The 13,248-nt window shown below is 66.4% G+C and carries 14 protein-coding genes and 1 tRNA gene; 9 read left to right on the top strand and 6 right to left on the bottom strand.

The window, feature by feature from the left end:
- Positions 1-28: 28 nt before the first annotated feature.
- The 3 genes from AB0362_RS02990 to AB0362_RS02980 form a co-directional block, all read right to left on the bottom strand.
- Positions 29-619, bottom strand: coding sequence for a DUF3090 domain-containing protein (locus AB0362_RS02990; protein ID WP_269594121.1), 591 nt, complete (start codon positions 617-619; stop codon positions 29-31).
- Positions 620-754: 135 nt separating this feature from the next.
- Entirely contained in the window at positions 755-1,462 is a 708-nt protein-coding gene (locus AB0362_RS02985) for a histidine phosphatase family protein (protein WP_149405798.1), read from the bottom strand.
- Positions 1,463-1,487: 25 nt separating this feature from the next.
- On the bottom strand, positions 1,488-2,327 hold the full coding sequence (locus AB0362_RS02980) for an undecaprenyl-diphosphate phosphatase (RefSeq protein WP_269594122.1): 840 nt from the start codon (positions 2,325-2,327) through the stop codon (positions 1,488-1,490).
- 202 nt (positions 2,328-2,529) lie between these two features.
- Between AB0362_RS02980 and AB0362_RS02975 the strand changes: the two genes are divergently transcribed.
- Genes AB0362_RS02975 through AB0362_RS02960 form a run of 4 tightly spaced genes read left to right on the top strand, consistent with a single transcriptional unit; the run spans position 2,530 to position 6,414 of the window.
- Complete coding sequence (locus tag AB0362_RS02975; protein WP_094641830.1) at positions 2,530-3,462, top strand: aldo/keto reductase; 933 nt, start codon at positions 2,530-2,532, stop codon at positions 3,460-3,462.
- Positions 3,463-3,497: 35 nt separating this feature from the next.
- Positions 3,498-4,505 carry an ABC transporter substrate-binding protein gene (locus tag AB0362_RS02970; RefSeq protein WP_317810366.1) on the top strand — a complete coding sequence of 336 codons (1,008 nt, stop codon included), beginning with the start codon at positions 3,498-3,500 and terminating at the stop codon, positions 4,503-4,505.
- Positions 4,502-5,569 (top strand): iron ABC transporter permease, encoded by a 1,068-nt coding sequence (locus tag AB0362_RS02965; protein ID WP_317810367.1) that lies wholly within the window; start codon positions 4,502-4,504, stop codon positions 5,567-5,569. Before AB0362_RS02970 ends, AB0362_RS02965 begins: the two co-directional genes overlap by 4 nt.
- A complete protein-coding gene (locus AB0362_RS02960) occupies positions 5,566-6,414 on the top strand; it encodes a heme ABC transporter ATP-binding protein (protein WP_366234782.1) in 849 nt (282 codons plus the stop codon). Before AB0362_RS02965 ends, AB0362_RS02960 begins: the two co-directional genes overlap by 4 nt.
- Here AB0362_RS02960 and AB0362_RS02955 read toward each other — a convergent pair.
- A complete protein-coding gene (locus AB0362_RS02955) occupies positions 6,389-6,754 on the bottom strand; it encodes a hypothetical protein (protein ID WP_149405801.1) in 366 nt (121 codons plus the stop codon). The two genes, AB0362_RS02960 and AB0362_RS02955, sit on opposite strands and share 26 nt — an antisense overlap.
- A 160-nt stretch (positions 6,755-6,914) precedes the next feature.
- Between AB0362_RS02955 and AB0362_RS02950 the strand changes: the two genes are divergently transcribed.
- From AB0362_RS02950 to AB0362_RS02940, 3 genes are all read left to right on the top strand, one after another.
- Positions 6,915-7,940: a hypothetical protein gene (locus AB0362_RS02950; protein ID WP_366234781.1), complete on the top strand. Its 1,026-nt coding sequence runs from the start codon at positions 6,915-6,917 to the stop codon at positions 7,938-7,940.
- A 58-nt stretch (positions 7,941-7,998) separates the two neighbouring features.
- The gene (locus AB0362_RS02945) at positions 7,999-8,259 is read left to right on the top strand and encodes a DUF5703 family protein (RefSeq protein ID WP_269594126.1); all 261 of its coding nucleotides are present in this window, start codon (positions 7,999-8,001) and stop codon (positions 8,257-8,259) included.
- A 95-nt stretch (positions 8,260-8,354) separates the two neighbouring features.
- On the top strand, positions 8,355-9,425 hold the full coding sequence (locus AB0362_RS02940; protein WP_366234976.1) for a quinone-dependent dihydroorotate dehydrogenase: 1,071 nt from the start codon (positions 8,355-8,357) through the stop codon (positions 9,423-9,425).
- A gap of 45 nt (positions 9,426-9,470) precedes the next feature.
- Here the strand turns inward: AB0362_RS02940 and AB0362_RS02935 are convergent, their stop codons facing one another.
- Together AB0362_RS02935 and AB0362_RS02930 are read right to left on the bottom strand one after the other, a co-directional pair.
- Entirely contained in the window at positions 9,471-9,998 is a 528-nt protein-coding gene (locus tag AB0362_RS02935) for a YbhB/YbcL family Raf kinase inhibitor-like protein (RefSeq protein ID WP_068050809.1), read from the bottom strand.
- 16 nt (positions 9,999-10,014) lie between these two features.
- Complete coding sequence (locus AB0362_RS02930; protein ID WP_082898618.1) at positions 10,015-11,346, bottom strand: M20/M25/M40 family metallo-hydrolase; 1,332 nt, start codon at positions 11,344-11,346, stop codon at positions 10,015-10,017.
- Between the two features lie 204 nt (positions 11,347-11,550).
- Here AB0362_RS02930 and AB0362_RS02925 point away from each other — a divergent pair.
- Both AB0362_RS02925 and AB0362_RS02920 read left to right on the top strand, forming a co-directional pair.
- Positions 11,551-11,636: transfer RNA gene (locus tag AB0362_RS02925), tRNA-Leu, on the top strand.
- A gap of 146 nt (positions 11,637-11,782) precedes the next feature.
- Complete coding sequence (locus AB0362_RS02920) at positions 11,783-13,243, top strand: SDR family NAD(P)-dependent oxidoreductase (protein WP_149405804.1); 1,461 nt, start codon at positions 11,783-11,785, stop codon at positions 13,241-13,243.
- Positions 13,244-13,248 lie beyond the last annotated feature (5 nt).

Raw genomic sequence — 13,248 nt, 5'->3', positions numbered from 1 at the left:
CGGCCCTCGAACGGCGGCAGTTCGACGGTCAAGACTCGTCGACCTCGGTCACCGGTCCGAACGTCGCACCGCGGCGGTAGCCGTTGGTTCTGATGCACACGTGTCCCTCGGGGGCCAGTGGCTGTCCGCACAGCGGGCACGGCGCACGGCCGGCCGCGATGACGCGCTCGGACCGCACCGCGAACTCGCGGGCCTGCACCGGAGTGAGGAACACCCGGACGGCATCCGGGCCCTCGTCGGTGTCGTCGAGAACGACCGATTCGTCCACCTCGACTTCGCTGACGGCGAGAAGTTCCACCACGACGGCGTTGGCGTCGGCATCCCAGCCGAGTCCCATCGTTCCGACGCGGAATTCTGTGTCGATCGGAGTCAGCAGCGGACTGGTGTCGACCGAATCGGTCTCCTCGGCCGGAACGTCGGCTCCGAACCGGCGGTGCACTTCTTCGAGTAGCAGCCCCATCCTGTCTGCGAGTACCTGGACCTGCTGCTTCTCCAGCGCGACCGACACCACGCGGGCGTCGTGCACCGCCTGGAGGAAGAACGTTCGGTCGCCCGGTTCCCCAACGGTCCCGGCAACGAAACGATCAGGGGTGCGAAAAACGTGTATGGCGCGCGGCATTGCACCTCCTAACGACTCGAACAGCTCCGCGAAGTGATTCTCGGAACTTTCATTATCGGCCACGGATCGACCGTGGACGGTATTGCTTGCCCTCCAGCCTGCCACCGATAGGGGTGTCAGCGCCGAAAGGGCGCTCTAGCTGCCTGCCCCACCACCGACGACCGCGTCGGAAGAGTCCGCATCGACCGATTCCGGCGTGGCGGGCTCCTCGGCCTTCGGCACGAACGCACTCAGATCGGACCCGGTGTCGTTGGTCCGTAGTACGAACGGCCGCGTCGAGGTGTAGCGGACGACGCTGATCGAGGCCGGGTCGGCGACTATCCGCTGAAAGGAATCGAGGTGGGCCCCCATGGCGTCCGAGAGCACCGACTTGATGACGTCACCGTGCGAGCACGCCACCCACAGCACGTCGCGGCCGTGCTGCGCGGCCAACCGGGCGTCATGTTCACGCACGGCCTGCACCGCGCGTTGCTGCACCGTCGCCAAGCCCTCGCCCTCCGGGAACACCGCAGCCGACGGGTGCTGCTGCACCACCTTCCACAGCGGTTCGGCCAGCAACTCCTTGATCGTCCGGCCGGTCCACTGTCCGTAGTCGACCTCGACCAACCGGTCCTCTACCACCGGCGAGAGCCCGAGCTTGGCCGCCAACGGCTCCACTGTCTGCTCGCACCGCAGTAACGGCGAGCGCACGATCTCGGCCACGGGAAGCTCGCCGAGACGATCCGCCACCGCCTGCGCCTGCTCACGCCCCCGATCATCGAGTTCGACTCCCGCGCTTCGACCCGCGAGCGTGCCTGCGGTGTTCGACGTCGAGCGGCCGTGCCGAAGCAAGATGACTGTCATTGCATCGAGCCTAATGAGGGTGAACCTACGTTGCCGACACGACCCCGCCGGCCAGCAGCCCGAGCACGACGACACCCAGCACGATGCGGTATCCGACGAACCAGTACAGCGAGTGGTTCGCGACGAACTTCAGCAGCCAGGCGATCGAGGCGTAGCCGAGACCGAAGGCGACGATCGTGGCGACCAGCAGCTGCGGGCCCGACGCGGCCAGCCCCGTGCCGACCGGCTCGAAGGCGTCCGGCAGCGAGAAGAGACCGGAGGCGGTGACCGCCGGGATGGCGAGCAGGAACGAGAAGCGCACAGCCGCTTCTCGTTCGAGTCCGAGAAACAGGCCTGCGCTGGTCGTCGCCCCGGAACGGGACACTCCGGGGATCAACGCGAGGCACTGCGCCAGACCCATGACGATGCCGTCGCGGGTGGTCAGCTTCTCGATGGGACGTTCCTTGCGGCCGACCTTCTCCGCGATCGCGATGACGACGGCGAACGCGATCAACATGAACGCGATGAGGTAGAGGTTCCGGGCACCGGTTCGGATCTGATCCTTGAACAGCAGGCCGAGAACGCCGATGGGGATGGTGGCGATGATCACGTACCACCCCATTCGGTAGTCGAGTCCGCGTTCGTCCTTCTGCTTCAGTCCGACGAACCAGGCCTTGACGATTCTGACGATGTCGCGCCAGAAGAACAGCAGCACAGCGGCTTCGGTGCCGAGCTGGGTCACGGCGGTGAAGGACGCGCCCGCATCCTCGTTCCAGAACACGCTGGACACGATGCGCAGGTGCCCGGACGAAGAGATCGGCAGGAATTCGGTGATGCCCTGCACCGCACCGAGGATGATCGCCTGCAGCCACGTCATGTCGATCATGCGGGGCCACCCTCCGAGATGAGCGTCGATGGACTGTCCACTGTCGATGCGCGGCCGCCGGCCTGCCCCCTGAATTCGCGATTCACGGGCACGACCGTACCCGGCGCGGCACGTACGCACCGAGCGGCGCGGCGCACTACTGTGCACTGGCGGCAGTGCAGTTCGACACCGACGATCACACGTAAAAGGACATTCGGCACATATGAAGCAGAGATCGGTCGGCACCAGCGGACTTCGAGTCTCGAGACTCGGCCTCGGCACCCTCGGATGGGGTAGCGGAACCGACGGTGACGACGCCGCAGCACAGTTGTCGGCGTTCGCCGAGGCCGGCGGCACGCTCGTCGACACGTCTCCGGCGTACGGCGACGGACGGGCACAACGAGTACTCGCCGAGTTGCTCGACGACGTCGTCCCGCGGCACGAATTGGTGATCAGCAGCGCAGCGGGCCTGAGTTCACGCTACGGCCGCTATCACGTGGATTGCTCGCGGCGCGGACTGCTCGGCCAACTCGACGCCACGCTGCGCGAACTGGGAACCGACTACCTGGACCTGTGGCAGGTCGCGACCTGGGACCCGATGACTCCGGTCGACGAGGTCGCCGCAACGCTCGACTACGCCGTGACCAGCGGACGGGTTCGCTATACCGGAGCCCGCGGATACCTCGGCTGGCAACTGGCGACGGCAGCGGGCGCAGCCGGTACCGGGCGCATCGTGGCCACTCAGGCCGAGTACTCACTGCTCGCGCGCGGAATCGAGGACGAACTGGTTCCCGCCGCGCACCACCACGGCATCGGCATCCTCGCGGCGGTACCCCTGGCAGGCGGCGTCCTGACGGGCAAGTACCGCAGCGGAGTACCCGCGGACTCCCGCGGGGCCGACGAGCTGCACGCCGAGGCCGTGCACGCGTACCTGACCGATTCCGCCGTGGGCGTCGTCGACGCGGCCGTCACCGCTGCAGACGGTCTGGCCACCTCTCCCCTGGTGGTCGCACTCGCGTGGGCGCGGGACCGACCGGGAGTGAGCAGCGCGATCGTGGGAGCGCGGGACCTCGCACAATTGATGGGCGCACTGATGGCCGAGGAACTCGAGCTGCCGCCAGCGATCGCGTCGGCTCTGGACGACGTCAGCGCCTGATCACGCACAAACATCGGACAGGCTAACCTTCCGTGGTGACCGTCAACCGTCTCGCCGCCGTGCTCCTCGTCGCCGGAGTCCTGGTCGCCTGCTCGGCGAACACCCCCGGCACCGCATCCTCGGACTCCGTCGGCCCCCGCACCGCCGTCGTCGACGATCCCAATCCGGAACCCGTCGTCGACGATCCGGCGGAGGTGCTTCCCGTGACCGTGACCGGATTCGACGGCGTCCCCGTCACGGTGACGGACAACAGCCGCATCGTCGCCGCCGACCAGTACGGCACGCTGGCCGAGACCGTCTTCGCGCTCGGACTCGGCGACAACCTCGTCGGGCGTGACACCTCGGCTGCATTCCCCGCGGCCGAGAACGTGCCCGACGTCACCCCGACCGGCCATTCGCTGAGCGCCGAGGGAATTCTGGCGCTGTCGCCGACCGTCGTACTGACCGATACCAGCATCGGTCCACGTGCCGTGCAGGATCAGATCCGAGCCGCGGGCATTCCGCTCGTGTACTTCGATCCCACGCGCACTCTGGCCGGCGTCGCCCCTCAGATCGAGGCCGTCGCAGCTGCCCTGGGTGTGCCCGATGCCGGTGCCGCACTCGCCGAACGAACGCACACCGAGATCTCGGCAGCGGAGAACGCCGCACCCGAGTCCTCGGAACCGCCGAAGATCGCGTTTCTGTACATGCGCGGTCCGGCGACCAAGATGCTCGCCGGACCCGGCTCGGGAGCGGATGCACTGATCGAGGCTCTCGGTGCAAGGGACGCCGGTGTCGAATCGGGTCTGACCGAACAATTCGTGCCGGTCACCAGCGAGGCGTTGATCGCCGCGGCACCCGACGTCATTCTGATGATGACCAAGGGCCTGGAATCGATCGGCGGAATCGAGGGGCTCGAGCAGATCCCCGGAATCGCGCAGACCCCAGCAGGCCGAGATCGCCGGGTGGTGGACATGGACGACGGCACCATCCTCAGTTTCGGCCCGAACACCGGAAAGGTGTTGGGCGCACTGTCGAAGGCCGTGTACGACCCGGCGTCATGACCGACCGCGCACTCGCCGAAACGCGCTCGGGCCGAGGGCGGGTTCTTGCAACATTCGGAGCCCTGGTCGTGGCACTGGTGTGTCTGGCCCTGATTTCGGCCGTCGTGGGGCAGGTGCCGACGACACCGCTGGAAGTGTTGGGCAGCCTCGCGCATCGGGTGGGACTCGACATCGGCCCGATGCCCGCACACCCCAGTGGCGAGGTGACGTTGTGGCAGGTCCGATTCCCGCGCCTGACTCTGGCAATCGTCGTCGGCGCGTGTCTGGGGTGCGCGGGTGCGCTGCTCCAGGGGGTGTTCGCCAATCCGTTGGCCGAGCCGGGTGTCGTCGGGGTCTCCTCGGGCGCTGCCGTCGGTGCCAGCTCGGTCATCGTGCTCGGCGGCAGCTTCGCCGGAGTCTGGAGTGTGGCGTTCGCAGCATTCGTCGGCGGGCTCGTCACCACGATCGCCGTGTATTTCCTGGCCCGCAACGCGGGACGCACCGAGGTGGTGACGCTCATCCTCACCGGCGTTGCAGTCAATGCATTCGCCGGCGGTGCCATCGCGTTCTTCACGTTCGTCGCCAGTCCCGCAGCCCGCGATCAGATCGTGTTCTGGCAACTGGGGTCACTCGCGGGCGCGACCTGGCAGTCGGTGGCCGTGGTCGGCCCGCTCGCACTGCTCGGAATCGGAGCTTCCCTGGCGATCGCGCGCCGACTCGACCTGCTTGCGCTCGGAGAGAACGTCGCACGCCATCTGGGAGTAAACGTCGAACGCCTCAGACAGTTCGCCATCGTCGTCGTCGCCCTGCTGGTCGCGTCCGGCGTCGCCTTCACCGGAATCATTCTGTTCGTGGGGCTGGTGGTTCCGCACGCCGTGCGGATGGTGCTCGGTCCCGCCCATCTACTCCTGATCCCGGCCAGCGCCCTCGCCGGCTCCGTCGTGCTGCTCGCTGCCGATCTCGTCACCCGCACCCTCGTCGCGAACGTCGACCTGCCGCTCGGCATGGTGACCTCACTGGCGGGTGCCCCGTTCTTCTTCTGGCTGCTCCGCCGTACCCGTGCTCGCCAGGGCGGCTGGGCGTGACGAAGCGAATCGGCACGGCACGCAACGACATCCCGGTCATCCCGAAACCGGGTTCGAAGACCCTGGTCGCCCGCGGAGTCTCCGCACGGCGCGGGAACGCGACGGTGTTGTCCGACGTCCACCTCGACGTGGTCGCCGGCGAGATACTGGCGCTGGTGGGCCCCAACGGCGCGGGCAAATCCACGCTGCTGTCGGTCATGGCGGGAGACACCGAGCCCAGCGCCGGGTCGGTTCTACTGGACGAGAAGCACCTGAACCGCCTCCGCACGGTCGACGTGGCCAGGCGGCGTGCGGTGCTGCCTCAGCAACACAGCGTCGGGTTCGCGTTCACGGCCGGACAGATCGTTCGAATGGGTCGAGCCCCCTGGGTCGGTACGTCAGCGGCGCGCAACGACGACGACCGCGTCGCCGCAGCCATGTCCGCGTGCGACGTAGCGGACTTCTCTGATCGACCGTTCGCGTCGCTCTCCGGTGGCGAGCAGGCCAGAGTTGCGCTGGCGCGCGTCATAGCCCAGGACACCGCGACGATCATGCTGGACGAGCCCACTGCCGCACTCGACCTGGGACATCAGGAGTCGGTCATGGCTGTGGTGCGCTCACTCGCGGCCGCCGGCCGCGCTGTAGTCGTCGTGCTGCACGATCTCGGCCTCGCGGCGGCCTACGCCGACCGCGTCGCGATCCTGGACTCGGGTGAACTGGTCGCAACCGGTCCGCCGCGGGAGGTGCTCACCGCCGAACGGCTGGCCCGGGTCTACCGACACCCCGTCGACGTGTTCGACCATCCCGTGACGGGCGAACAGCTGGTGGTTCCCCACCGTGTCAGAAACCCTCCAGCACGGAATTGACCCGGTTGAAGAAGGCTCGAACTGCGGTGGTGTCCCGCTGTGACGCATCGGACAGCTGCTGCGCATGGGCGACCGCGTCACGAACCACACCGACGATGCTGCGCTCGTCCGTCAGATCGACCTCGGTGACCGAATGCTCGGCAACCGCCTCGACCTCGGACCGATCCGGTACCGGAGATTGCACATCGGCGCGGTATATCTCCACGTACAGGGTGCTTCGATGCACACGAAACGCGAACGCCCGACCGTCATCGGTGCGTCCGAAGCCGTTCGGGTGCGTTCCCGCGTTCACTTCCTCGACGACGAAGTGTGTTTCCTCGGTTCCCACGTCCACTCCCATGTCGTGTACTCACCTCGCCCGATCACGCTACCGCCTGTTCGGGCGAGACCGAACGACAACCGATCCGGCGCGGTCGATTTCGCCGAGGTCGCTGCACGCTGGTACAGATGTGGCAACGCCTCCACAGGCAGCGTCTTCTCGAGGAAGTAGGTTCGGCCTCATGCGAACACCGTCGGCTCGGTCCGTTCGAGCGGCAGTCGCGTCCGCGCTCGCCGTCGTCACAGTCCTGTCGGTCGGCGGGTGTTCCAGCGACGACGAGAACGCCGACGACATCTCCGTCGACCCCCGACCGCCGGCCGAGTCCCCCGAAGCCACTGTCACCCCCGCCGGAACCGTCAGCGCGTTCGCGCCCGTGGACGCCCTCACGTTCGACCCCGTCACCCGCACCCTCGTGGCGCTGACCGACGCATCGACAACCGTGACCCTGGCCCGAGACGGAGCCGCAGCGCAGACCCAGGTGGTCGATCTGGGCGCCACGGGAGCAGCACTCGTCGCCGGACGGGACTCGACAGTGTTGGTGCCCATGGACGGTTCCGTCGCGAGGATCTCCGTGGTGGACGGACAGCGGACTGCCCTGCCTGTCGACGGCGACGCGCTGTCCGCAGCAGACCTACCCGACGGCACGACGGCTGTCGGGGACGACACCGGAGCGGTCCGTGTACTCGACACGAACGGTGACGTCACCACCACGGTCTCCGGCGGCAGCGTGACCTCTGCCGATGCTCTGGCCAGTACACCGAACGGGGTCTCGGTTCTCGATCGTCGCCAGACGTCGGTGACCGACCTGAATCTGGACGACGGCACACTCGGAGTGGCCTTGCGCGCAGGCGAAGGTGCCGCGGAGATGACCAGCGACGAGTTCGGCCGCTTGCTGGTCACCGATTCGACGGGGACCGAGTTGCTCGTCTTCACCTCGCACGATCTGCTGATGCGGCAACGCTTTCCGGTCGGGTCGCAGCCGTGGGCGATCGCCTACGATGAGCAGTCCGGTGTCGTGTGGGTGACGCTTCCCGCTCTCAACGAGGTGGTGGGGTACACACTCGATACCGGAATTCCGGTCGAGGCCGGGCGGTTGGCCACTGTGCGGCAGCCGAATTCGGTCGCTGTCGACGCCGACACCGGCGACCTGTACGTGGGATCGGCAACCGGTGACGGTCTGCAGCGCATCCCTGCTGCCGGTCGTTGACCCGCGTGGACGCGGGAGTGGAGCCTGCAGGAACGACCCGTACGTACGGAGGAGGCATATGAACGCGCATGACAATTCGGCACCGGGGCGCGCGAAGATGCCCGTCGGATGGGAAGTGTCTGCGTCCGACGATTGGGAGTACGTGCCGTTGCGGCTGCCGCCGGATGTGACCCGGGTGACGGCCTCGATGCGGCTGGCGATTCAGGCGGAGTTCGGCGGCTGGGAACTGTCGCGGGTTCGGCTGTACACCGATGGCAGCAGGCGTGTGTTGCTCAAACGCAAGAAAACCGCGCATCACATCCCCGAGCCCGGAATCTGAGCCCGTCGCAGTACTGTTCGACCGCACGATCGTTGACACCACCGCATGAGTTCGACCGAGCCAGATCGACCGGAGAGAAGACCGTGGGAGACCGTCTGTACCGAGTTCTGTTGCGCCTGATGTTCCTCGTGCCACCGGAGAGGATCCATCACCTGGCGTTTCGGGTGCTCCGCGTCGTCGCCGTCGTGCCGCCGCTCCGCTACCTGGCCGAGAAGGCGTTCGTGGTCGACGATCCACGACTGCGCTCGACGGTGTTCGGCGTCGACTTCCCGGCTCCGCTCGGCCTCGCGGCTGGGTTCGACAAGAATGCCGACGGAATCGACGCATGGGGGCCGATCGGATTCGGTTTCGCCGAGATCGGCACCGTGACAGCGCAGAGCCAGCCGGGCAATCCGACGCCGCGGCTGTTCCGATTGCCTCAGGACCGCGCCATCGTCAACCGCATGGGCTTCAACAACCACGGTGCCGAGCACGCCGCCCAGCGTGTCCGCGCCAGGCGCACGGGTATCCCGATCGGTGCCAACATCGGCAAGACCAAGATCGTGGAGCCGGTGGATGCCGCCGCGGACTACACGGCCAGCGCCCGGCTTCTGGGCCCGTTGGCGGACTTCGTGGTCGTCAACGTCAGCTCCCCCAACACCCCTGGGTTACGTGACCTTCAGGCCGTCGAATCGCTGCGGCCGATCCTCGAGGCGGTTCAGTCCGTGGTGACGGTGCCGGTATTGGTCAAGATCGCCCCGGACCTGTCCGACGAGGACATCGACGCCCTGGCCGATCTGGCCGTCGAACTCGGTCTCGACGGAATCGTGGCCACCAACACGACGATCTCCCGCACCGGGCTGCGCACCGACGCCGACGTGGTCGCCACAGCAGGAGCAGGTGGCCTGTCCGGTGCTCCGCTGGCAGACCGCTCGCTCGAGGTGCTGCGACGTCTCTACCGCCGAGTGGGCACCCGGCTGACGCTGATTTCCGTCGGCGGAATCGAGACCGAGGCGCAGGCGTGGGAACGCATCACCGCGGGCGCGTCACTGGTGCAGGGTTACACCGGGTTCATCTACGGTGGCCCGCTGTGGATCAAGAACATTCACCGGGGACTGGCAACTCGGCTCGAGGAACACGGCTTCGCCACGATCACCGATGCGGTGGGCTCGGCGAACAAGCCCTGAACCGTCGGGTGTCGGAACCGGTGTTCCGACACCCGACGTTCGAGCTCAGGCCTCGTAGATGCCGGTGAGGACCGCACGACCGATGGCGTGCGAGAACAGATTGAAGCCGAGGTACGCCGGGGTGGCCGTCTCGTCCACTTCGAGCCGTTCGACGTCCACCGCGTGAACCACGATGAAGTAGCGGTGCGGGCCGTGGCCTGCGGGTGGAGCAGCACCGATGTAGCGGAACAGGCCGGCGTCATTCTTGAGCGTCACCGCGGTGCTCGGTACCCCGGTCCCGCCGTCGTCGCCCGCGCCCGAGACCAGCGATGTCGTCTCGACGGGGATGTTCGCCACTGCCCAGTGCCAGAAGCCGGATGCCGTCGGCGCGTCGGGGTCGTAGACGGTGACGGCGAAGCTCTTGGTGCCCTCGGGGAATCCGGACCAGGACAGCTGCGGAGAGTTGTCGTGCCCACCGGCTCCCATGATTCCACTGACCTGCTGAGCGGCCAATGTCTGGCCGTCCTCGACGTCCTCGGACGTCAACTCGAAGGATGGTAGGTCCGGAAGCGAGTCGTATGGGTTGTACGCCACGATGGTTCCTTTCGTATCAGCTGTGCAACAAGAAGTGTTCGAGTACCTGTGTACCGAACTCCAACGATTCCACGGGTACTCGTTCGTCGATGCCGTGAAACAACGCCGCGAAATCCAGTTCCGGTGGCAACTTCAGCGGAGCGAAGCCGAAGCAGCGAATTCCGATGCGCGCGAACGCTTTTGCGTCGGTTCCGCCGGACAGCATGTAGGGAACGGTTCGACCGTTCGGGTCGTGTGCCAGGACTGCGTCGTTCATCGCGTCGACGAGATCGCCGTCGAACGTGGTCTCGTACGGTTCGAGTTTCGTGATCCATTCGCGTTCGACGTTCGGGCCGATCAACTCGTCGACCTCCTTCTCGAAGGCCGCCTGCCGCCCCGGCAGCACTCGGCAGTCCACCACTGCCGTCGCCGTCTGCGGAATCACGTTCGCCTTGTAGCCGGCCGAGAGCATCGTCGGGTTCGCGGTGTCGCGAAGGGTCGCTCCGACGATGCGGGCGATGCTGCCGAGTTTGAGCAGGGTGCCGTCGATGTCCGGTGACGTCGGGTCGAAATCGAGACCCGATTCCTCCGAGACAGCCTGCAGAAATTGCGAGACCGATTCGGTGAGCACCAGCGGAAACGTGTGATTGCCCAATTTGGCCACTGCCTCGGCGAGGTACGTCACGGCGTTGTCGTCGTGCAGGAAGGATCCGTGTCCGGCGCGGGCCTTGGCCGTCAGCCGCATCCAGGCCAGGCTCTTCTCCGCCGTCTCGACCATGTAGAGCCGCTTCTCGGTGCCGTCCGGACGAGCGACGGTGAGCGAGAACCCGCCGACCTCACCGACCGCCTCGGTGACGCCCTCGAACAGATCGGGTCGGTTGTCGACCAACCAGTGCGATCCGTACTTGCCGCCCGCCTCCTCGTCCGCCAGGAACGCGAACAGAATGTCGCGGGGTGGGACGGTTCCGTTGGACTTGAACTGGCGGGCCAGCGCGAGAGCCATGCCGACCATGTCCTTCATGTCCACCGCGCCGCGGCCCCACACGTAACCGTCCTCGACGGCCCCGGAGAACGGATGCACGCTCCAGTCGGCGGGTTCGGCCGGTACGACATCCAGGTGTCCGTGGACCAGCAGCGCACCGCGAGAGGAGTCCGCTCCGCGCAGCCACGCGAACACGTTGCCTCGACCCGGGGCACCGGACTCGACGTACTCCGTCTCGTAGCCCACTTCCTCGAGCTTGCTCGCCACCCACTCGGCGCATTCCTTCTCGCCGACGGTCGTGTCGAGCTCCCCCGTGTTCGAGGTATCGAACCGGATGAGGGAACTGACGAGATCCACGACTTCGTCGAGGGCAACGGTGGCGTCGATATCGGTTGTGTTTCCGGGATTGCTCACATCGTTGGGCACACGTCGTTCCTACCACCAGAATCCGCTCCGGGCACCATGAGAAACGGCCTCGAGCATGAACTGACGTGGGGATTTGGGTTATCGGGAACCCGTCGGATAATCTTACGCAGCACACAGCGGCCGGCTGTGAAAGCAACAAAAGAATATGCGGCAGAGGTCGCACTTGTCCGAGTGGCGGAATGGCAGACGCGCTAGCTTGAGGTGCTAGTGTCCTATTAACGGACGTGGGGGTTCAAGTCCCCCCTCGGACACCGTCTGAAAGATGTAGTCAGACAAAGATTTTCACAGATCTGAGTTGAGACAGACGAAACTGACCCTGATTCTTCGGAATCGGGGTCTTTTTCGTTCTGCACTCGCTTTCGTTCGGCTCGAAGGGGCCGATGCTAGGAGACCGACGATGGACGCGATCGACCCGACCGATCTCGAGACGTGCCTGCGCGTGCTGAAGCAGGCCGCAGAGCTGGACAAGAACCATCCGGATTCGATCGCTGTGCAGCGCGCATCCGGTGCCATGTTCAAAGATCTCAAGCGTGCTCGACGCGTCGCGGCGCGCAACGCCGTCAACGCGGCCGACCGTGCCGTCGTCGCCGCCACCGCAACCGGATCCCCGGACCGGATCGACGACGAGACCGCAGGACTGTCCCTGACCTCCCGCGCCGAGGGAGACATCGCAGGCACGTTGATCAAGGCTCGTCCCTGCTATATCTGCAAGCAGCGCTACACCCACGTCGACTCGTTCTATCACCAGCTGTGCCCGGAGTGCGCGACGCTCAATCGAGGCAAGCGCAACGCTCGAACCGATCTGTCCGGCCGGCGGGCGTTGCTGACCGGTGGTCGGGCGAAGATCGGGATGTACATCGCACTTCGACTGCTGCGCGACGGTGCACACACGACCATCACCACCCGATTCCCCAACGATGCCGTGCGTCGCTTCGCCGCGATGGACGACAGTGACCAGTGGCTGCACCGTCTGCGCGTCGTCGGCATCGATCTTCGCGATCCGGCTCAGGTTGTGGCGCTTGCCGATTCGGTCGCGGCCGAGGGACCTCTGGACATCCTGATCAACAACGCCGCACAGACCGTCAAACGCTCCCCCGGTTCCTACAGCGCACTGGCCGATGCGGAGGCCGAACCATTGCCCGCAGCCCTGACCGAGGGCGCAGGACCGGAGCGGATCACGTTCGGCAAGACCAGTGATGCGCACCCCGCGTCACTGGCGAGCTCGTTGCCCGCCACCGCGATCGGCGGCCGATCGACTGCTGCCCTGAGCGCGGACGACGTGGCCTCGCTCGCCATGGTCGCCGGCTCGGTCACGGCCGAGAGGATCGAGAGCGGGCTCGCCATCGATGCCGGCGGCCTGGTACCCGATCTCGCCGAGACCAACAGCTGGATCCACACCGTCGAGCAAGTCGACCCGGTCGAACTGCTCGAGGTGCAGCTCTGCAACTCCGTCGCACCCTTCATCCTGGTCTCGCGGCTACGCACCGCGATGGAGGCCTCGGACGCGCGGCGCAAGTACGTCGTCAACGTCTCGGCCATGGAAGGCCAGTTCGGCCGTGCATACAAGGGGCCGGGCCATCCCCACACCAACATGGCCAAGGCCGCACTGAACATGCTGACGCGCACCAGCGCGAAGGAGATGCTCGAGAGCGGAATCCTGATGACGGCCGTCGACACCGGCTGGATCACCGACGAACGGCCACACCCCACCAAGATGCGGCTCGCCGACGAAGGTTTCCACGCTCCACTCGACCTGGTCGACGGTGCCGCCCGGGTGTACGACCCGATCGTGCAGGGCGAACTCGGAGTCGATCTGTACGGCTCGTTCCTCAAGGACTACCAGCCGTCACCCTGGTGATTTTC

Origin of the sequence: Rhodococcus sp. NPDC079359 (genome assembly GCF_040702585.1) — a bacterium.
Classification (GTDB): domain Bacteria; phylum Actinomycetota; class Actinomycetes; order Mycobacteriales; family Mycobacteriaceae; genus Rhodococcoides.
This window is presented reverse-complemented; position numbering and strand designations above follow the sequence as displayed.